The organism is Sarcina sp. DSM 11001 (assembly GCF_900101015.1).
GTDB lineage: Bacteria > Bacillota > Clostridia > Lachnospirales > Lachnospiraceae > CAG-791.
This window is the reverse complement of record NZ_FNFZ01000029.1, coordinates 25017-45498: the sequence shown is the minus strand read 5'-3', so window position 1 is coordinate 45498 and position 20482 is coordinate 25017. Positions and strand designations below refer to the sequence as shown.

Below are 20482 nucleotides of genomic sequence, written 5' to 3'. Positions count from 1 at the left end.
GGTCGTTAATGACCTTCTAAATATAAGGAATATATTCAGGGTTGCATTTCTGTCTTGTTCTCATATAAGGTTGGAAATGTGTTCCGGAGCCTGCAGGGCAGGTCTCCGTTTTTTCGCTCTAAGCTGTTGCCTCGCGTGAGCGACTCAAATATCTTAGCACAGCTTTATGAGCTTGTCAACAGCTTTTTTAAAATTTCTTTTGAAAAGTTATTTTTTTATGCTGTTGTCTGCCGCCGTTCTCAGCGGCGAGTATTATAATATCACGGTGTTCCCTAAAAAGCAAGAAGTTTTTTTAATTTTTTTAAATTTTTTAATCCCACCGTTTTTTTACAAATTAAGCCAAATTCTGGCAAGGTAATCCACTATATATAGTAAGATGAAGGTTTTTGCAGCTCCGGCTCCGGCGCCCAGGATATGATCGACCAGGCTGATGACCGGGAGACCCGCAAAAAGTTTCAGGGAAGAAAAGATGATTTTGAACAGAGCATACATGGCACCGAGAACGATCAGCAGTGCGATCGCCATCACCTTGGTGCTCACTTTATCTCCCATTGCTCCCATTGCCAGGCTGCTGATCAGGATCAGCGCGACCAGAGCACAGATTCCTGCCGCCAGTCCTTCTGCCTCTTTTACAAATCCAATCCTAAAGCCTTTTATTACTCCTCTTGCCAGCAGCAGGACTGAGACAATGAGGATGAGCCAGAAATAAATATTCAATGATACGCCCCCGTGTAAAACGCCTTCGGCAATACTGATGGACAAATATGCATCTGTGTAGAGGTACTCTCAGCAAATGCAGATGGATGGTTAATCCTCCGGGCGGAAAAACTCTCTGCATTTCAGATGAACAGATAAGCTTCCGGATGGAAACGTTCTTGTCAGTGCAGATGAACAGATAGGCCTCCGGGTGGAAACACTCTTGTCAGTGCAGATGAACAGATAAGCCTCCGGGCGGAAACACTCTTGTCAGTGCAGATGAACGCTGTCGATTTCTCCTCCCGAGACGACCAGAATATCCGAAAGCTCAGGTCCCGGAATCATGGCGCGGATCGATTTGCCCAGTTCTCCGTTAAACAGGCAACGTCCGTCGATCGTAAAGATCTGACAGTTTTTCTCATCGTAGATGTAGACTTTATCTCCCGCGATGGCAATATCCGTAAACTGCATGGTAAACTTGACTGTTCCCAGCTTCTTTCCTCTTTTATTATAAACCGCCAGGCGGTACTCGCTGTCTTCCTTTGTATTTACAAACAAGAGGCCGATAAGACTCTCGCTGCAGAAAACTCCCTGGAGGTTTTCGGAGAACATAATGTTCGTGCTGCTGGAAGGTCTGAAGGGAGAGTTTATAAAATAGATCAGGCGTTTGTCAGAAACTCCCACGCAGGTGGAATTGTCGATATATCGGATCTCAGGTACGACTTCATCGATAAAATCCGAAAAATCCACCAGATGGTCTCCGCTGCCGCTTCCATTTTTCCCAAAGTCGTAGAAGGAAACATTTGATTTAACTGCGGTATTGGACATTTGAACGCTGGACAGGCACAGGGTTTTGCCATCCGGCGATACAGCCGCAGCGATTGGATAGCCGTTTTCCTCCATGGAACGGACAATATAGGCGATCTCCTTTCCGCGGGCTGTGTAAAGGCGGACCCAGGTCACTTTGCTGTCATTCATGATAACAGCCACTTCCCCGTTTTCAGAAGCGGCAATGCTGTGGATGGGAAGCATCGTGTGTATGGTCCCCATGAGTCCCTGCGTATTCATGACATAGACATAATACCCGCTCCGGTTCGCGATCGCGATCACGTTTCCACTCACGCTCGTGACCGGCTGCTGCATCTCATAAGACACATCCCACAGGATGTTGCCCCGTCTGTCAATGCACTTGGCGCCTTCGCTTCCATACCGGATGATATTTCCGCCAAGGCTTTCGTAGGCTGTTCCATCCTCCGCTGAAAGGGTGATGACGGGCTCGAGGTCCGCGTGTCTGTACCCGCGGCGCATCCACAGGATCACACCAGACATCAGGACCGCGATCAGGAGCAGGACAAAGGTTACAGTGCGGATATATCTGCGCCTTTTATGGCGCCGAAGCTTTTCCTCATAAGGAGTGAGCGCGGCAGCCCCGCGCTTTTTGCCGGGCTTTTTGCGCACCTCCTCCAGAGTATTTTCCAATTCCTTTCCCTGAAAGCTGTTTTCCTGGAAGCCGTTTCCAGGAAATCCATCTGTCTGGAGACCGTTTGCCGGAAGTCCGTTTTCCCGGGGGCTGTTTCCCTGCGGCCTGTTTCCGGGAAGACTGCTTTCCTGAGGTCCGTCTGCCTGGAAACCGCTCCCCATCGTGCTGTCCGTTCCGTCATCTCCGGAATCCTCTATGGCTTCCTCGCCGCCCTCTTCTCCATTCTCCTCATCATTCTCTTCGAATTCTTCATAGTACCGGGCATCGGCGTCATAGAGAATGTCGTCTTCAGCGTTCTCTTCGTCATAAACAGCATCTGACTCATCCGTCTCGTAGATCCGGGCATTGGTATCGTATAGGACGTTGTCTTCATCATAGTCTTCGGAAAACAGCATTTCTTCCGGTAAATCCTCTGTGTGAGAAGAAAAGCCCTGTTTTTTGTTCTCTTCCATACCCTGTTCCTTTTCTGCCCGTATTCCTTTTCTGTCCGTATTCCTCTTCTGTCCGTATTCCTTTTCTGCCCGTTTTTGTCCTGCTCTCAGAGCTCGGTTCTGCCTTCGAGTGCCCTGAGCAGGGTCACTTCATCAATATTCTCCAGGTCGCCGCCGACCGGAACTCCGCTGGCGATCCTGGTCACACGGATGCCGGCAGGTTTGATAAGTTTGCTGATGTACATGGCTGTTGTCTCGCCTTCGAGACTTGAATTGGTCGCGATGATGACCTCCCGAACAGTATCGTCCCTCAGTCTCTCCATCAGTTCCTTCAGGCGGATATCTGCCGGCCCCACGCCGAGCATGGGGGAAATGGCTCCGTGAAGGACATGGTAGAGTCCCTGATACCGGCCTGTGCGCTCGTAGGCCGCCAGGTCCCGGGGATTCTCCACCACCATGATGGTCGAAGGATCGCGCGATGGATTTTTACAGATCGGACATATCTCTTCATCGGTCAGATTCTGGCATACTTTACAGAAGGTGACGTGTTCCTTGGCATCACGGATCGTCTCCGCAAGGCGGTTGACCCGTGCGGGAGACATCCCTATGATATGGAAGGCAAGACGCTGGGCTGATTTATTCCCGATCCCCGGCAGAGCCGAAAGCTCTTCGATCAGTCTGTTGATATATCCACTGTATAACTCCACGTCATTTCCTCACTTTTCGTCACACATTCGCGTTGATAAGGAAAAGATTTTTCTTATCAACGTTTTTCCACAGTCCTCCCCGGCATTCATCCCGCGCATGTCCCGATTCCAAAAACAATGGATCTGAATATGCATTTGATCTGAGATTGCAAAGGCAGCTTCTTTTTTGTGCCTGGCGAGGGTCCGCGAAAAAAAGACAGGCGGGGTTCAGAATCCCAGTCCGCCCATTCCTCCCATAAGCTTGCTGCTCTCCTCTTCGATCTGACCCAGGACGTCATTCACCGCGATCAGGATCATATCCTGGAGAGTCTCGACATCATCGGGATCTGCCGCATCGGGATCGATCGTGATCGACTTCATCTGGTGGCTGCCCGTCATCACGACCTCTACAGCACCGCCGCCCGCAGTTGCCTTGAATTCCTTCTCATCGAGTGCCTTCTTGTTTTCTTCCATCTGGCGCTGCATGCGCTGTGCCTGTTTCATCAGGTTATTCATATTGCCGGGCATACCCATGCCGCCGAATCCGCCTCTTCTGGCCATTTTTTCCTCCTTGTCAATAAATGTCGTTTGTCAGCAAAATGCTGCCATAATTTGTTTTAGTTCTTCTAACTTCGTTTTGGCAGCAGTACAGTAAAAGCCGTTTTTAATCTTCTGTCTCGATGTCCATCCGAATCATCCCTGAATCAACGAGCGACAGCAGATCCACATAATTGTCTGTTATCCGCCTGCCTCTGTCAAGTACCCGGTATTCTATTTCGATCGCCCTGCCGGTCTTGTTCTGCAAAAAAGCCTGCAGTTCCCTGCGGTCTTCGTCCACGCGGGATCTGGAGGCCTCGTCCTTGTCCCTGCGCTGATATAGATAGGGATTCCCGTATTCCTTATCAAAAATAATGATGAGCTGTCCCTGATCGCCGAGGCTCAGACGCGCTCTGGTCAGGGCGATCCGTCTGGATCCGGGAGGTGCCTGGGATGCATATTTGGACCAGTTTTCAACGATCTTTTTGATCTCTTCCGGGAGAGCGGGGGGAAGCTCCTGCTTTACTGCCGGGCTGGCGGGGGGAGCCTCCGGCGTACCGCCGTCTCCGGCCGCTGACCGGTCATCCCTTATGCCGCCCGAAAAAGCTCCGGCTGCCGCAGGACCGGGGCCTTCTTTTTCCAGTCTGTCAATGCTGCGTTCATTGTTGTACACTCTGTTTTCCATCTCGCGGACGCGGTTCTTGATTTTTTCCAGAGGGAGCATTTCCTCCCCCTCAGCGCCGTCATCCATAGCAGACCGGCAGGCCCGGATGATCGTCATTTCGGTGAGGATCCGCCGGTTGGGCGAATAGCGGATGAGATCGGGAAGGGCGGAAAATACCCGTATACATCTCATGATCTCTTCCATATCAGACATCCTTGCCTCTTTGATCATTTCCTGGAGGTTATCCGCGGAAATATCGAGAGAGCCGGCAGTCTGTTCAGAGGCTTTCAGGAGCATGAGATTGCGCAGATACCAGGTAAAGTCAGTGACAAACTGCATCAGCTCCCTGCCCTGGAGCAGGATCTCATCGAGAACCGATAGAGCCTTTGTCACATCGCCCTCATGAATACTGCGGTAGAGGTCTCCGAACACGCGGGCGTCCACCGCGCCCAGGATCTCCAGAGTGCGGTCATAGGTGAGGAGGCCGCTGCCGTAATTAAAGGCATTGCACTGATCGAGGAGGCTCAGGCCGTCCCTGAGGGATCCGTCGGCAGCCCCGGCGATATAGCGGAAAGCCTTGTCCTCAATCTCCAGGGATTCCATCTGGGCTACTTCCCGGAGCCTTCCCTCGATGATCCCGGTGGAGAGCCTGCCGAAATCATACCGCTGGCACCGGGACAGGATCGTCACGGGGAGCTTGTTGGGCTCTGTAGTGGCAAGGATAAAGATCGCATAGGAGGGCGGCTCCTCAAGGGTCTTGAGCAGGGCGTTGAAGGCCGCGTTGGACAGCATGTGGACTTCGTCTATGATGAAGACCCGGTATTTTCCCTGCGTGGGCGAGTACTCCACCTGTTCCACGATCGCCCTGATGTCGTCGACGCTGTTGTTGGACGCGGCATCGAGCTCGGTCACATTCAGGTTGGCGTCCGCCAGGATCGCCCGGCAGGTCGGGCACTCCCCGCAGGGATTGCCGTCCCGCTGGTTTTCGCAGTTGACGGCACGGGCAAAAATACGCGCGATCGTAGTCTTGCCGGTACCACGCGTACCACAGAACAGATAGCTGTGTCCTATTCTTCCCGAAATGATCTGGTTTTTTAATGTGCGCACGATCGCATCTCGTCCCCGGACATCATCGAAGTCGACGGGACGGTATTTGCGGTACAGTGCCAGGTATTCCTGATCTGCCATATGGTTTTGTCTCTTTCAAAAAAACAGCCGCTTTTCACAGAAGGCTTTTTTACAGCCTGCAGATTGAAAAATACGGCGGGCGGCAGAGAGCACGCTCCCGCCGTCCGCTGTCTGTCAGAGCTTGATCATCACTGTTAGAAACTGCCGTCAGAATCCGTCTGCGCGGCTGTTAAATCATCCTTCATCCTCTCAAAGGCTGAAACTGAAAAATCGTTCCCTGTTACACGCTGAGCGGAATGTGCCCGCAAAGCGTGAACGCATCCCGCGGCCGGTCAGCAGGCGGCCGGCTGCGATAAATCAATCTTCATATCCTTTAATCGCCAAAGGAAATTCCCACATACTTGGCCTGCTTGATGATAGGGGCATTGGGATCCACAGTCTTGAGCTTGCCGGCCACTTCCTTGAGCGGAACTTTTATGATCTCGCCGTTTTTGGAGGCAACCATATAGCCGAACTGCTTCTTGAGGATCAGCTTGCCCGCTACAGCGCCGACCTGTGTGGAGAAGACACGGTCATAGGCATCGGGAGCGCCGCCGCGCTGCGTATGTCCGGGCACAGTGACACGGACCTCGCGGCCGGTGGCCTTCTGGATGCGGTCCGCGACCTCGTAGGAGACCGAAGGATACTCGTAACTGGCCATTTTTTTCTTATATTCTTTTTTGGAGAGCTTCGCGTCCTCTTTGGAGATCGCGCCCTCTGCCACTACGATAATGGTAAAGCGGCTTCCGCCCTTATCTCTGGCTTCGATCGCGTCCACGACCTTATCGATATCATAAGGGATCTCAGGGAGAAGAATGATGTCCGCGCCGCCGGCGATACCGGCATACAGGGGAAGCCAGCCGACCTTGTGCCCCATGATCTCGACGATGAAGACACGGCCGTGAGAAGAAGCGGTGGTATGGATATCATCGACGCACTTGGTGGCTATATCCAGGGCGCTGTGGAAGCCGAAGGTCATGTCTGTCCCGTACAGGTCGTTGTCGATCGTCTTGGGAAGCGTGATGACATTGAGGCCTTCTTCACTCAAAAGGTTGGCTGTCTTGGTGGAGCCGTTGCCGCCTCCCATGACCAGGCAGTCGAGCTGGAGCTTGTGGTAGGTCTGTTTCATCGCCTCGACCTTGTCCAGACCGTTCTCATCGGGGTCGCGGATGGTCTTGAACGGGCATCTGCTGGTGCCGAGGATCGTGCCGCCCCGGGTCAGGATCCCCTTAAAATCACGTCCGTCAAGGATGCGGAACTTGCTGTAGATCATGCCCTTGTAACCATCCTCAAATCCGTAAAACTCGACGGGTTCTTTGCTGTTCCTTGTGACAGCCTTAAAGACGCCCCTCATGGCCGCATTCAGGGCCTGGCAGTCACCGCCGCTGGTGAGCATTCCGATACGTAACATCTGATGCCTCCTTCTTTTTTAATAAAACGATTGCCTTATTTTATTGAGATATCCCTGAGTTCATGCTTATTTCTGATAGCTATCTATCATTATACAATAGAACTCGCCAAAAAACACAAGCAAAATGGCTCCTTCCTCGTGTTTGGACGCTCGTCAAGGCCTCATGAGCGTTCGGCAGCAAACTGCTGCGCAGTTTGCTCACGACGCTCCCTCGGCTTTTCTTCGCTGTTTATTCATATTTTATTTTTCGGCCTTTGCCTTTGCCCTCTGAGTTTCCAGCTCTTTCTTTTCAGCTCTGGTATTTTCACCTCTTATATTTTTAACTCTTTCAACACAAAACCCGCGCAGGAGCTGGCCTTCCGATGGATTCCAGTTTCTGCGCGGGTTTACTGATTAGCGGAGACGGTGGGATTCGAACCCACGTGCCGGGACTAACCGACAACTCGATTTCGAGTCGAGCTCGTTATGACCGCTTCGATACGTCTCCATCTGTATAAGTCCTGACTTAACAGGCAAATGCTATTATATGCCAAAGCCAGGGGGAATTGCAAGCGGTTTTTGTCAGGAAGTACGGACAGGAAGTCCGGACAGAAACTACGTGGCGAAAATCGAGTGAAGAAAACCCGGAGAAAAAGTCCGGGGATAGTCTGGAGAAAAAGTCCTGAGATAGTCTCGTGAGATAGTCTGGAGAAATGTAAGAGTTGCAGTTTAAAGCAGTTGTGGGTTAAAATTACAGAATCACATCAAAATCTCCGGTGTACCTTGAAATCTCCGATGTACCGCCTTATTTGTATTGGCTCTTTTGTGTTTCTTAGGGCCTGAGGCCGTACATGTATCCTCTGCCGGTGCGGCATATGTTTTATTCTTCATCGCGTAATACCCGGACTTCAGTTGTGGGATACGCGCACAAAAAAAAGAAACCCGCTTCATCTCGCAGGACTCGCGAGCAAGTCCTGAATGCCTCTAAGGCACATGTTTTACCGTATTTTTGAAAGGACCTCCCGATGAGCACTACCTCCCATTTTCTGACCCTGCCGGAACATACTGAACAGATCCGTGAACGCCTTCGCCAGGTGCGCTGCTTTGTCCTCGATATGGACGGGACGATCTATCTCAGCAACCGTATCTTTCCCTATACGATCCCTTTTCTGAAAAGGCTGGAGGCAACAGGGCGGTCGTACTGCTTTTTTACGAACAATTCGTCCAAAAACAAGCAGGACTATGTGGACAAACTGACCGGCATGGGGATCGATCTGGTTCCCGAACAGGTCTTTCTCTCTACGCAGGTCATTCTCGAAGAGATGGAGCGTCTTCACTCCCGGGACTCTTTTTTCATCGTGGGTACTCCCAATCTGGAAAATGCCTTCCGCGGAGCCGGACTGAAGGTGATAAACGGATCCGCCGGAACAGAAGCACCCGCGGCGGACTATGAATCTGCCGGGCAGGAAGCAGATGTCGATAACAAAACATCCGGTCTTCCGGTTGTCATTCTGGGTTTCGACACCACTCTGACCTATGAAAAAATCGCGCTGGCCTGCAGATATGTGCGGCACGGCGCCTGTTATTACGGTGTCAATATGGACTACAACTGCCCGGTCGATGAGAACGGTGTCATTGAATATATCCCTGACTGCGGCTCGATCGCGAAACTTGTCGAACGCTCAACCGGACGTTTCCCCGACTTTTACGGGAAGCCTTCCAGGCACGCGCTGAAGCACATCATCCGCCACACCGGTTTCAAAGAGGAAGAGCTGGCTTTTGTAGGAGACCGCATCTATACCGATATCGCAATCGCCAATGGAACAAAAGCGCTCTCCATCATGGTCCTCACCGGTGAGACGCAGATGGAAGATCTGGAACAGTACGACTTCCGGCCGGATGTCATCCTGCCTTCCCTGGAGGAGCTGTCGGAGCTGTTGTAGACGCAGGCGGATATGCGGAAAAGCCATTCTCACAGAAAATATGTGCAGAAAAACGGATCCTGTCCGTGTAATCCCCCCGTGTAATATCGTGTAGTATAAGGTATAAATACTAACTATTTGAAACGAACAGCCCCTGTGCGGCAGCAGAAAACTGCGCACAGGGGCTTTCCTGATTGAGTATGTTCAGATTCTTTTATTCAGTTCTTTTATCCAGTTCTTTTATTCAGTTTTTTCCACCTCTGTATCCACAGGCAGACTGCTCTTGCCGGCAATCTTGAAGATGGTCATGACGGCAAACATGATGACCAGGCCGACCACTAAGGAGACCACAGGGTTCCGGATCAGACCGGCAACAATGTAAGTCACGGCGGAGACGGCCGCGCAGGTAAGCGCATAGGGCATCTGGGTCGAGACGTGGTTAATGTGGTTGCACTGGGCGCCGGCGCTGGACATGATCGTGGTGTCCGAGATAGGCGAGCAGTGGTCACCGCAGACGGAACCGGCCATGCAGGCGCTCATCGCGATGATCATCAGCTGAGGGTCGGTCTTCTGGAAGCAGGCGACAACGATCGGGATCAGGATGCCGAAGGTGCCCCAGGAGGTCCCGGTCGCAAAGGAAAGACCGACTGCGATCAGGAAGATGACGCAGGGCAGGAAGGAGGCAAAACCGGCGGCGTTGTTTTCAATGACACCGGCAACAAACTCCTTGGCACCCAGACTTGAGGTCGTACCGTTCAGCGTCCAGGCAAGGGTCAGGATGAGGATCGCGGGAACCATCTGCTTGAACCCGTCGGGAAGGCAGCCCATTATTTCCTCAAAGGACAGGGATTTGCGGATCATGTAATAACCCGTCGTAATGGCCAGACCGCAGAAGGAACCCAGGACCAGACCGACAGAAGCATCACTGTTGGCGAAGGCGTCGACGAAGGATTCTCCGCTGAAGAAGCCGCCGGTATAGATCATGCCGATGACACAGCAGATGATCAGGGAAAAGATCGGCACGAGCATATCAGCGACAATTCCCACTTTTCCCTGAGAATCATCGACCGCATTTTCATAAGGACGGTCGGGCGTCGTATAAATATCGTGCTTTTCCTCCGCATTATACTCATGCACAGCCATGGGGCCGTAATTGATATGCATCAGGACGAGCATGATCATCATTGCGATCGTAAGGATAGCATAGTAATTATAAGGAATCGTACGGATAAACAGCGAAAGACCGTTCTCTCCCTCTACGAACCCGGCCACTGCCGCCGCCCAGCTGGAGATCGGCGCAATGATACAGACGGGTGCCGCGGTGGCATCGATCAGATAGGCCAGCTTGGCGCGGGAGATTTTGAACTTGTCCGTCACAGGACGCATGACACTGCCGACTGTCAGGCAGTTGAAATAGTCATCAATAAAGATCATGACGCCGAGGGCGATGGTAGCCAGCTGCGCCCCCTCCCTGGACTGGATCCGGCGTGATGCCCAGTTTCCGAAGGCGGCACTTCCGCCCGTACGGTTCATCAGCTGTACGATCGTACCAAGAAAGACGAGGAAAATCAGGATGCCGACGTTCCAGGAATCCGACAGGGAAGCGATGATCCCGTCATTGAAGATGTGCGTCATTGTCCCTTCAAAACTGAAACCGGAATAAAGGAGCGATCCGGTTATGATACCAACGAAAAGAGAACTGTAAACTTCTTTCGTCACCAATGCCAGGATAATGGCGATCACCGGCGGAATCAGCGACCAGTAACTCTGCTGGACACTCTCAGGCGTTGTCACGAAGGAGGCGAACACCAAAAAAATCAGGACTGCGACAAAGGCCGCAACCGTCACCGGTACTGTGCGTGTTTTGTTTTCCATAACTCAATAATCCCCTCTAAAGTTTGAGACCCGCCCGCGAGTCTTTCCCGCTGCGAGTCTTCCCCACTGAGATAAAACAACAGGTACACCTTACATAATGGATGGAGCTTTACGCAGATCCGTCACGAAACCCGAATGTTTCTGCGTGTTTTTTTTCATCGCAGAATCAGCCGCGAAAGCCGAGTGTTTCCGCGTGTTTTTCATCGCAGAATCAGCCGCGAAAGCCGTGCGGCCGCGCAGCTTTCAACGCAAAATCCGCCCAAAACTCCTATTATGTTAATACGCCAACGTGATAAAGTCAACAAAATGCACAGGCAGATTGTTCTGCCGGGATTATTCCGGCGGACTGCACAGCACAGTATATTGGAATCGCCAAACGCGAGATTACCGGACACACGTCTGTCGGCGAATGTCCGGTAATCTTTATTTTTTCTTTCTGATCACAATAGTCTTGGCGTTTGTGGTGAAGGAGCCGACAACCCCCTCTGTCACATAGAGGCGTCCGTCTGCGGACTCGAGGATATAATCAAATTTGTCGGAGTTGGCCCTCCAGAACTCTTCCGCCTCGTCCTTACCCATAATGAAAAGGGAGGTGGAGAGACCGTCAGCCAGGGTGCCGTCTTCACTGATAATGGTGGCAGAGATCAGGCCGCTGTCCGCCGGATATCCGGTGCGGGGATCGATGATATGGTGATAGCGGACTCCGTCCTCCTCAAAGAAGCGTTCATAGCCGCCGGAGGTGATCACGGCCTTGTCCGAGATCTCGAGGACCCCCAGGTATTCCAGTTCATTCTGGGGATCCTGGATGGCGACCCGCCAGGGGCTTCCGTCCGGTTTGGAGCCGAGAGCCTGGACATTCCCGCCGAGGCTGATCAGGCCGCTGTAGATTCCGGCCTTTTTGAAGACCTGCATGACACGGTCTCCCGTATATCCCTTGGCAATGCCGCCCAGGTCGATCTCCATTCCCTTGATCCCGTATTTGGCTTCCGTGACTTTTTTTGTAACTGTTTTGACAGCAGGGACTGCGGCTGTTGCGGATGTACTGCTGTTCTCTGTGTTCTCCGCATTCTGTCCGGCCTCGTCCTTACCGGTTTCTGTCCCTGTTTTTCCGGCAGCAGCCGCCTTTGCCTGTGCGGCTTCTTCCTGGGTCAGCGGAACTGTCTCGGTGACCGTCTTCGTTGTGACACTGATGGCAGAGGCATCCGCCAGTTTCAGCGCCGCGTCGATCTCTTCCTTTTCGGGCACCCTGAATTCCTGGGTTGGAAAGCCCCAGAGCTTCATGACAGGATAGATGGCGATCTCAAACAGGCCGCCGGTCTCTTTTCTGAGATCCTGGGATCTCAGGATCAGCTCCCGGACAATACCGGATAATGCGCCTCCTCCTGCGGCATTGAGTCTGGACACTTCACTGTCGGCAAGACCTGTAGAAAGCCTTGAGTCCAGAGAGTGGATCTCCTTTGCAGCCGCCCGTACCGCCTTCTCAGCCTGTTTCGGATCTCCCGGATCCGCTCCGTAGGCCAGAAGATGCATATAAGTATCCATGGCAAAAACATCCATGGTAACGCTTCCGTCATCATTTTGGACAGGGTTTTCCGGAATCTCCTGCAGCAGATCTGTCTCGGGCGTCTTCTCCGCCTTCTTTTCCCCGCCGGCATTTTCCTTTTCCTGCGCAGTTGTCTCTGCTGCCCCGGCAGCAGTTCCGCCCTCCTCTGCCGCGAACTCAACCCCGTTTTTCATGGAGCTGCCTTCTCCGGCAGAAGCCGCCTGCTCATCCTTTTTGTTCTCTTCCTGCTCTGAAACAGTACTGCCTCCCTTTTGACTGGTTGCGGCACAACCGGTTCCGGCGGTGATCATGATTGCAGCAAGCAGGATCAGCGCTGCTCTTTTAACAGGTTCCCGGATAAATCCTCTTTTTCTCAACTATCTGTCCTCTCTGTGATAATTCTTATCTTCTGGAAAGCTCCCCTGCGGAAACGCTTCTCTATTTAAATACTTTTTTGTGAAAAATCCGTGAAAATAACTGGAAACCCAGTCATGTTGAACGCATTTCTCCTTATGATATATGCTTTTTAATCTGTTATCAACTAAAAACCCATCCGGCATGATTCCAGAATTGCATGATCGCCAGAACATTTTGGGCAGATAACGATTTGCTTCTTACATACAGGGTCAACCTCCCCCTGATTTCAGAAAGGGGACGATCTATTTGTCTGGCGAAATCCATCCAGCCAGACAATAGAATCGTCCCCTCCTGGTTTGTCCTGTTTTGCGACAGGCCTTATTGCCGGTTCTCAGGCAGCAGGCTGCGCTGTCGGACCCGGCAGGTCATTTACTGCACGGTAATCTTGCAGGTGACTTTTTTACCGCTGCCGTCCCTTGCGGCGGCTGTAATTGTAACTGTTCCCGTCTTTATTCCTTTGACGACACCCTTCTGGGTCACGGTCGCAATGTTCTTATTGCTGGTGGTCCATTTGAGGGATTTGTCGTTGGCGGACGAAGGAGCGACTGTCACTTTGAGAGTGGCGGTCTTGCCCTTCTTCACAGTAAGTTTGGTCTTGTTGATCGTCAGTTTCGTGACGGGCTGTTTGACCGTAATCTTGCAGACAGCCTTGACCTTGCTGCCGTCCTTTGCGGTCGCCGTGATCGTCGCGGTTCCCTTGGCGATGCCCTTGACGACGCCCTTAGAGTTCACTGTCGCAACCTTCTTGTTGCTGGTCGTCCAGGTAACAGACTTGTCATTGGCGGAAGAAGGGCCTGCAGTGGCCTTGAGGGTAATTGTCTTGTTCCTCAGGATCGAGGCCGATGTCTTATTGAGGGTGATCTTGGTGACGGGCTGTTTGACTGTGATCTTGCAGGTGGCTTTGACCTTGCTGCCGTCTCTGGCCGTCGCCGTGATCGTCGCGGTTCCCTTGGCGATACCCTTGACGACACCCTTGGAATCCACTGTAGCGACCTTCTTGTTGCTGGTCGTCCAGGCGACAGACTTATCATTGGCGGAGGAAGGGCCTGCGGTGGCCTTGAGGGTGATTGTCTTGTTCCTCAGGATCGAGGCCGATGTCTTGCTGAGGGTGATCTTGGTGAAGGGCTGCTTGACTGTAATCTTGCAGGTGGCTTTCACGCCGCTGCCGTCTTTTGCCTTAGCCGTGATCGTAGCGGTACCCTTTGCAACGCCCGTGACAACGCCCTTTGCGTCCACAGTCGCGATCTTCTTGTCGCTACTGGACCAGGTGACTGCCTTGTTGGCGGCATCATCAGGAGATACGGTCGCTTTGAGAGTGACTGTCTTTCCTCTGAGGATGGAGGCGCTGGTCTTGTCCAGTTTAATCGAGGAGACAGGCTTCGTGACTGTCACTTCGCAGACTGCCGAGGCGCCGGTGTTGTCCGCGGCGGCAGCGGTGACTGTCGCGGTACCTGCCGCAACTGCCGTGAGAACGCCGTTCTCATCGACAGTGACCACGTTTTCATCGCTGCTGGTCCATGTCACTGCCTGGCCTGCCTGCTCCGGATTGACCGTCGCAGCAAGGGCAGCTGTTTTGCCTGCCAGCAGGGAGACGGAGGTCTTGTCCAGAGTGACTGCGGTGGAAAGGACAGGAACGTCGATGTCGACAGTCAGATCTAAGATTCCATTCTGCTTGAAGTATCTGATGTTAGTGATCTTTTTGCCTGCGAGGGCGCCTGCCGGCTCGTCCCGGTTAAAGCCCACCTCCAGGACTCTCCAGATATTGACGACATGGCGCAGACCATAGGTATTTCCTTCGGAGTCCGTGAGGACCACTGCGTTTACAACATCGGTCGCCTGGTCCAGTACGCCCTCATCCGGAGTGAGCTTGATCTCATAGTCCGCATGACGGCCTTTTGCCTTGACCTCCGCGGTTGCCTGTGCTGTCAGTATCTCTCCGACTGCCGCGCCAAAGCTGGTATTTCCGTGGTTAGACCTGACCTCCTTGAAGAAGGCGGGCACTTCCTCTGCGCTGAGCGCATACCAGGAGTAGTCAGGGGCTTCAAACAGGGCATTTCTGCCGGTATATTCTGTTGTCGTTTCCTGGCCGCGGAGCATGACTGTAATAGATAAGCTGTCCGCATCCGTGACCTGCTTTGCGGGATCGAGCTGGAAGCCCTTGCCCACCTTCACAGGATAGACGACACCACTGATGTCACTGCCATCGACATTCACGTGGTAGGATCCGTTTGCCAGAGAGCTGCGGGGCTTGCTCATCGTCGCGGAGGCGACCGCGTCGACAGCCAGGCTGCCCTGGGCCAGCTCCGCGGCGTAGAAGTCCGCGTAAGGGATGTTCATCAGGACATACTCCGGAAGCTTCTCCGGAATGAGCGCGTCCACAGTAAAGTTGTAGATTCCGTTCTGGGTGATGAATTTCAGGCCTGTGATCTTCTTTCCAATCAGGGCGCTGAAGGTCTCATCCGCCTCAAATCCGATCTCCGTTCCTCTCCAAAGGTTGGCCATATGGCGCAGGCCGTAGGTGGTGCCGTCCTCTGCGGTCATGACGACTGCGCTGACCGTATCTCCCGTCTGTACATAGTCGGAGGTCACTTTCATCTCATAATAAGTGTGGGAAGCATTTGCCGTGACGGACACCTCCGCTTCCGCCCTGGTCGTGGTGCCTTTCACGGCGCCAAAGGACAGGCTTCCGTCCTCTGCGACAGTCAGTTCCTTATAAAAGCTCTGGATTCCGCTGCCCAGGTCATAGTAGCTGTAGTCAGGTGCCTGGAAAAGGGCATCTTTTCCATTGTAAACAGTGATCGTGGGATCAGCGCCGTTCCTGCCGGGGACTGAGACATCCACACTCGAATCATCGGTGATGACGGCTGCTCCTTTTTCCTCCAGCTTCGCCAGATCCTCCGGGCTGTTGACCTTTACGGGGTAGATCACACCGGAGATATCCGATCCGTCCGCGTTCACATGATAAGAACCGCCTGCAAGCCTGGCGTTGAGGGGTTTGCTCTTCGTGGCAGAAGCGACTGCGTCGACGGCCGCGCTTCCCGCCTTAAGTTCTGCAGCGTAGAAATCCGCGTAGGGAATGTTCATCAGAACATACTGTGCCCTGACCGGAATGTCCACAGGATAATCGATCACTGCGTCCTGCTTGTAATAGCGGATATTGGTGATGGTCTTTCCGTAAATGTCGAGTTCATCGTAGTTCCAGCCGATCTCAGTCCCGCGCCAGATATTGACCACATGGCGGAGTCCGTACTGAGTGGCATTTCCTTCATCGTCCGCTGCGGTTACGACTGCTCCGGAGACTGCATCTCCCTGAGCGACGCCGTCCGTACCGCTGAGTTTGATCTCAATATTGGCGTGACGGGCACCGATGGTAACAGCTCCGGTCACACCTTCAACCGATACCGCATCTCCCTGGACCGGTCCGAAGGTCATCGTCCCGTCAGCTTCCATGGACATTTCCTTATAATAGGCCGGATCATCATCCGTGATATAGAAGCTGTGGTCAGGCGCCTCAAAGAGAGCGTCCTTTCCTTCATACCATGTCGTGGTCTCCTGTCCCCTGTTGGTCACTGTGATGGCGATAATGGACTCATCCGTGATCATAAGATTCTCATCATAGGCAATCAGGGCTGCAATATCATCATTGCTGGCCTTGACAGGATAGATGACACCGCTGATGTCGGTGCCCTCCGGGTCCACGTGGTAGGATCCGCCCGCCAGAGTCCCTGTGCGGGGTTTGTTTTTCGTCGCGGAAGCGACCGCGTCGACTGCCGGGCTGCCGGCCGCCAGCTCCGCCGCGTAAAATTCCGCGTAGGGGATGTTCATCAGGACATAGGAATAGCCGTCTTCGACCTCATTCGCAGAAGTATCCGCAAGGGATTCTTCCTCCGCGGGAACCGCTGCTTCATCCACAGCGGATTCCGCAGCAGATCCGTCCTCTGCGGGAACTGCTGGTTCATCCACAGATCCTGCTTCCTCTGTGTCCGCAGCGGCAGTTTCCTGTATGTCCGCAGCGGCAGCTTCCTGTGTGTCTTCAGAGACAGCTTCCTGCGCGTCTGCAGTCTCCTCGTTCTGATCCGGGGCGCTTACCTCTACAGCTTCAGCGTCCTCTTCATCAACGGGCTCGCTGTTCTCTTCTTCGACAGCAGCCTCCTCTTCCAGATCCTGGTCTGCACCCTCGTCCTCAACGGCCGGTGTCTCCTCCAGGGCCTGGTCTGCACCATCGTCCTCAACGGCCGGTGTCTCCTCCGGGACCTGGTCTGCACCATCGTCCTCGACGGCCGTTGTCTCCTCCAGGACCTGGTCTGCGCCGTCATCCTCTGCGGCAGGCGTCTCCTCCAGAGCCTGGTCTGCATCGTTGTCTTCGGCGGACCCTGCGGGATCCTGCCATGATCCTTCTTCCCCGTCCCCGAAAGTGTCAGGAGATAAAGCTTCCTCTCCGTTCACCGCTTCCGTATTTACCGATTCCTCTGTATCCTCCTGCATCACTGCACCGGGATCCATGAAACCGACAGGCTCTGCAGCCAGACCGGAAACCGGGACGAGGCTCATGATCAAAGCAAGCGCAAGTGCCAGTGCAAGTATCCTTCTTTTCTTCATGACTCCTCCTTCTTTAATCGTTCACCTACTGTAACTGCCTTCTCCGGGAGTAACAGCTCTGCGGATGTATTCATGTTTCTGTCTTTTCCCAAGAGTGCTTTTACCGGATAGCAAAAGCCTTCTATTAGAAGCAACTAACCCATAAGTCACGAAAAAGCCCGCACGGAGCAGGCTTTTCCAGAGAAAGTCAGTATTTCTATATAGTTAGCTTAACAAAACCATTATCCAAAAAAAGAAGAGGGCTGTCAAGGTGCTTTTTACAAAAGATTTTTACAAAAGATACAGCCAGAATATAAAAACAGGGCAGACAGGGATCTGTTCATAGGATGAACTGTTCCCTTTCTGCCCTTTGTCTGTTTAAACTTTTAATAAAGCCCAAAATCTATCGCCGGCTGATGACAAGGCATCAAGTGTCAGCTCCGCTTTAGAGTGTCCGGAATGATGATTTATAGTGAGCGGCAAACTACCTTCGGCGTTCCCTATAATGGATGCACACGACACATCAGATAACGCGGACGGTCTCCATGACCTGATCCTCGTAGGGGCGGTCACCCGCCCAGCGGTTGGTGCGGACGCCTGCGATCCGGTCCACGACGTCCATGCCGCTGACTACATGGCCGAATGCGGCATATTGACCATCGAGGTAGTCTGCATCTGCGTGCATGATAAAGAACTGGCTGCCCGCGCTGTCGGGATCCATGGCTCTGGCCATGCTGATGACGCCGCGCTTGTGGCTGATCGGGTTGTCCACGCCATTGGCACTGAATTCACCCTTGATGGTCCAGCCGGGGCCGCCCATGCCGGTTCCCTGGGGGTCTCCGCCCTGAATCATGAATCCGGGAATAACCCTGTGGAAGATCGTCCCGTCATAAAACTTCATGTTCACCAGCTTGAGAAAATTCTCCACGGTCAGGGGTGCAGCCTTTTCATCGAGTTCAATATCGATGACGCCGCCGTCTTTCATTGTAATTCTGATCATTTTTTCCTCCTAACTGCTCAGCGTTACGTCAGGGTTTCTGTCTCATCAGAAAAGTCCTGTGATCTTTCCGTCCTCTCCGATGTCAATGCTGCAGGCAGCGGGACGTTTGGGCAGGCCGGGCATGGCCATGATGGTCCCGGTCAGAGCGACGACGAAGCCTGCTCCGGCGGAGACATAGACTTCGCGGACATTGAGGTCATAACCTGTCGGGCGTCCGAGCTTGGTCTGGTCATCGGACAGGGAGTACTGGGTCTTGGCAATGCAGACCGGAAGGTCGCCGAAGCCCTGGGCCTGCAGGTTTTTGAGCTGCTTCTGGGCCGCGCCGGTGAAGACAACACCGTCCGCGCCGTAGATCTCCTTTGCGACGGTCTCGATCTTCTGAGCAAGGGGCATTTCCAGAGGGTAAATGGGGGCATAATTGCTCTTCTTTTCATCGAGGGTCTTAAGGACCTTCTGAGCGAGGTCAATACCGCCCTTGCCGCCTTCCGCCCAGACAGTGGCTTTGGAGAACTCACAGCCAAGGCTGGTGCAGAACTCCTCGACCGCCTTTGTCTCAGCCTCGGTATCAGTGATGAAGGAGTTGAGGGCCACGATGGCGGGAACACCGTATTTCTGAATGTTCTCGATGTGCTTTTCAAGGTTTACGATACCCTTCTTGAGCGCCTCGACGTTTTCCTTCTTGAGGTCCGCCTTGGCGACGCCGCCGTTGTACTTCAGAGCCTGGACACTGGCGACGATGACGATGGCATCGGGATGAAGGCCGGCCATGCGGCACTTGATGTCGAGGAATTTCTCAGCGCCCAGGTCTGCGCCGAAGCCTGCCTCGGTAATGGTGTAATCCGCAATCTTGAGAGCAGCCTTTGTCGCGCGGACGGAATTGCAGCCGTGGGCGATGTTGGCGAAGGGACCGCCGTGGACGAGGGTGGGTGTGTGCTCCAGGGTCTGGATGAGGTTGGGGGAAATGGCTTCCTTGAGGAGGGCCATCATTGCGCCGGTGACCTCCAGATCCTTTGCCCGGACGGGTTCGCCCTGGTAATTGTATCCGATCACGATCCGGTCGAGACGGACACGGAGATCCTCGCGGTCATTTGCGAGACAGAGGATCGCCATGATCTCGGAAGCGGCAGTGATGACAAAGCGGTCCTGACGAAGGGGGCCGTCCATCTTTGTGCCCATACCGACTACGATGCTGCGAAGGGCTCTGTCATTCATGTCCATGCAGCGCTTCCAGACGATCTGCGTGGGATCAATGCCGAGGGCATTGCCGTGATGGATATGGTTGTCGATGGCGGCTGCCAGAAGGTTGTTGGCCGCTGTGACGGCGTGGAAGTCTCCGGTAAAGTGGAGATTGAGATCCTCCATGGGGACAGCCTGCGCATAGCCGCCGCCTGCGGCGCCGCCCTTGACTCCGAAGCAGGGACCAAGCGAGGGTTCCCGGAGCGCAACTACAACTTTTTTGCCCAGCTGGTGGAATGCATCCGCAAGACCGATACTGGTGGTCGTCTTGCCTTCCCCGGCAGGTGTAGGATTGATCGCTGTCACAAGAATAAGCCTGCCGTTCTCTTTTGACTTCAGGCTCTCGAGATACTCATCTGACAGTTTTGCTTTGTACTTTCCATATAATTCCAGTGAATCCGCAGGGATTCCCGCAGATTCGGCGACCTGTGTGACGGGAAAGAGCTCGGCCTCCTGTGCGATCTGAATGTCTGTTTTCATGCTAGATGCTTCCTCCTGTAAAAAATGGATTATGAACAAAAACGGGATCCGGTGAAAAGGATCGCTGTAAAAAACCAGCGCAAAGAGGTGAAAATCCTATAGAAAAATCACCAATAAACAGCAAATTACTGTTCACAGCCGGGTAAGGCCGTGAACAGTAACAATGATAAACATTAACAGCTATTTGTCAACACTGCTCTGAATCAGTACAAAAATACGTACCTTCTAGTGTGCCGTCTCAATCATAATTAGAATTAAAATCACCATCTCGTCGCCGCCCGCGTCGTTGTCGTCAGTCGCCGATGGGTTCACATCGACTCCTTCCTCCGCCTCGCGGGAACGACGACGATCTGGCAATTTTAACTTCAAAAATGATTGAG

At 53.2% G+C, this 20482-nt stretch carries 12 protein-coding genes and 1 tRNA gene; 1 reads left to right on the top strand and 12 read right to left on the bottom strand.

Annotated elements, in window-relative coordinates; genetic code table 11:
• Positions 1–327: 327 nt before the first annotated feature.
• From BLT02_RS13845 to BLT02_RS13815, 7 genes are all read right to left on the bottom strand, one after another.
• On the bottom strand, positions 328–717 hold the full coding sequence (locus tag BLT02_RS13845; RefSeq protein ID WP_175453845.1) for a CvpA family protein: 390 nt from the start codon (positions 715–717) through the stop codon (positions 328–330).
• A 249-nt stretch (positions 718–966) separates the two neighbouring features.
• Entirely contained in the window at positions 967–2628 is a 1662-nt protein-coding gene (locus tag BLT02_RS13840; protein ID WP_092996727.1) for a DUF5711 family protein, read from the bottom strand.
• A gap of 86 nt (positions 2629–2714) precedes the next feature.
• Positions 2715–3314: a recombination mediator RecR gene (gene recR / locus BLT02_RS13835; protein WP_092996724.1), complete on the bottom strand. Its 600-nt coding sequence runs from the start codon at positions 3312–3314 to the stop codon at positions 2715–2717.
• Between the two features lie 207 nt (positions 3315–3521).
• On the bottom strand, positions 3522–3854 hold the full coding sequence (locus tag BLT02_RS13830; protein WP_092996721.1) for a YbaB/EbfC family nucleoid-associated protein: 333 nt from the start codon (positions 3852–3854) through the stop codon (positions 3522–3524).
• 103 nt (positions 3855–3957) lie between these two features.
• Positions 3958–5682, bottom strand: coding sequence for a DNA polymerase III subunit gamma/tau (gene dnaX, locus BLT02_RS13825; protein ID WP_092996718.1), 1725 nt, complete (start codon positions 5680–5682; stop codon positions 3958–3960).
• A gap of 313 nt (positions 5683–5995) precedes the next feature.
• A complete protein-coding gene (locus BLT02_RS13820; RefSeq protein ID WP_092996715.1) occupies positions 5996–7072 on the bottom strand; it encodes a 6-phosphofructokinase in 1077 nt (358 codons plus the stop codon).
• 397 nt (positions 7073–7469) lie between these two features.
• Positions 7470–7559 (bottom strand) — tRNA-Ser (locus tag BLT02_RS13815).
• Positions 7560–8076: 517 nt separating this feature from the next.
• Here BLT02_RS13815 and BLT02_RS13810 point away from each other — a divergent pair.
• Positions 8077–8994: an HAD-IIA family hydrolase gene (locus BLT02_RS13810; protein ID WP_092996712.1), complete on the top strand. Its 918-nt coding sequence runs from the start codon at positions 8077–8079 to the stop codon at positions 8992–8994.
• Positions 8995–9213: 219 nt separating this feature from the next.
• On the opposite strand, the gene BLT02_RS13805 is transcribed toward BLT02_RS13810, so the two are convergent.
• The 5 genes from BLT02_RS13805 to BLT02_RS13785 form a co-directional block, all read right to left on the bottom strand.
• Positions 9214–10848, bottom strand: coding sequence for a Na+/H+ antiporter NhaC family protein (locus BLT02_RS13805; protein WP_092996709.1), 1635 nt, complete (start codon positions 10846–10848; stop codon positions 9214–9216).
• Between the two features lie 423 nt (positions 10849–11271).
• On the bottom strand, positions 11272–12768 hold the full coding sequence (locus BLT02_RS17290) for an FAD:protein FMN transferase (RefSeq protein WP_139187633.1): 1497 nt from the start codon (positions 12766–12768) through the stop codon (positions 11272–11274).
• Positions 12769–13177: 409 nt separating this feature from the next.
• Positions 13178–17407, bottom strand: coding sequence for an Ig-like domain-containing protein (locus BLT02_RS13795; protein WP_092996706.1), 4230 nt, complete (start codon positions 17405–17407; stop codon positions 13178–13180).
• Between the two features lie 502 nt (positions 17408–17909).
• Positions 17910–18386: a peptidylprolyl isomerase gene (locus tag BLT02_RS13790; protein ID WP_092996703.1), complete on the bottom strand. Its 477-nt coding sequence runs from the start codon at positions 18384–18386 to the stop codon at positions 17910–17912.
• Positions 18387–18431: 45 nt separating this feature from the next.
• Positions 18432–20102: a formate--tetrahydrofolate ligase gene (locus tag BLT02_RS13785; protein ID WP_092996700.1), complete on the bottom strand. Its 1671-nt coding sequence runs from the start codon at positions 20100–20102 to the stop codon at positions 18432–18434.
• Between the last annotated feature and the right edge of the window lie 380 nt (positions 20103–20482).

What these genes read in the sequence shown, in the direction of transcription:
- BLT02_RS13830 (WP_092996721.1), bottom strand. Translation starts at nt 3,854, where the DNA reads ATGGCCAGAAGAGGCGGATTCGGCGGCATGGGTATGCCCGGCAATATG.
- BLT02_RS13785 (WP_092996700.1), bottom strand. Translation starts at nt 20,102, where the DNA reads ATGAAAACAGACATTCAGATCGCACAGGAGGCCGAGCTCTTTCCCGTC.
- BLT02_RS13795 (WP_092996706.1), bottom strand. Translation starts at nt 17,407, where the DNA reads ATGAAGAAAAGAAGGATACTTGCACTGGCACTTGCGCTTGCTTTGATC.
- BLT02_RS13840 (WP_092996727.1), bottom strand. Translation starts at nt 2,628, where the DNA reads ATGGAAGAGAACAAAAAACAGGGCTTTTCTTCTCACACAGAGGATTTA.
- dnaX (WP_092996718.1), bottom strand. Translation starts at nt 5,682, where the DNA reads ATGGCAGATCAGGAATACCTGGCACTGTACCGCAAATACCGTCCCGTC.
- BLT02_RS13820 (WP_092996715.1), bottom strand. Translation starts at nt 7,072, where the DNA reads ATGTTACGTATCGGAATGCTCACCAGCGGCGGTGACTGCCAGGCCCTG.
- BLT02_RS13810 (WP_092996712.1), top strand. Translation starts at nt 8,077, where the DNA reads ATGAGCACTACCTCCCATTTTCTGACCCTGCCGGAACATACTGAACAG.
- BLT02_RS13790 (WP_092996703.1), bottom strand. Translation starts at nt 18,386, where the DNA reads ATGATCAGAATTACAATGAAAGACGGCGGCGTCATCGATATTGAACTC.
- BLT02_RS13805 (WP_092996709.1), bottom strand. Translation starts at nt 10,848, where the DNA reads ATGGAAAACAAAACACGCACAGTACCGGTGACGGTTGCGGCCTTTGTC.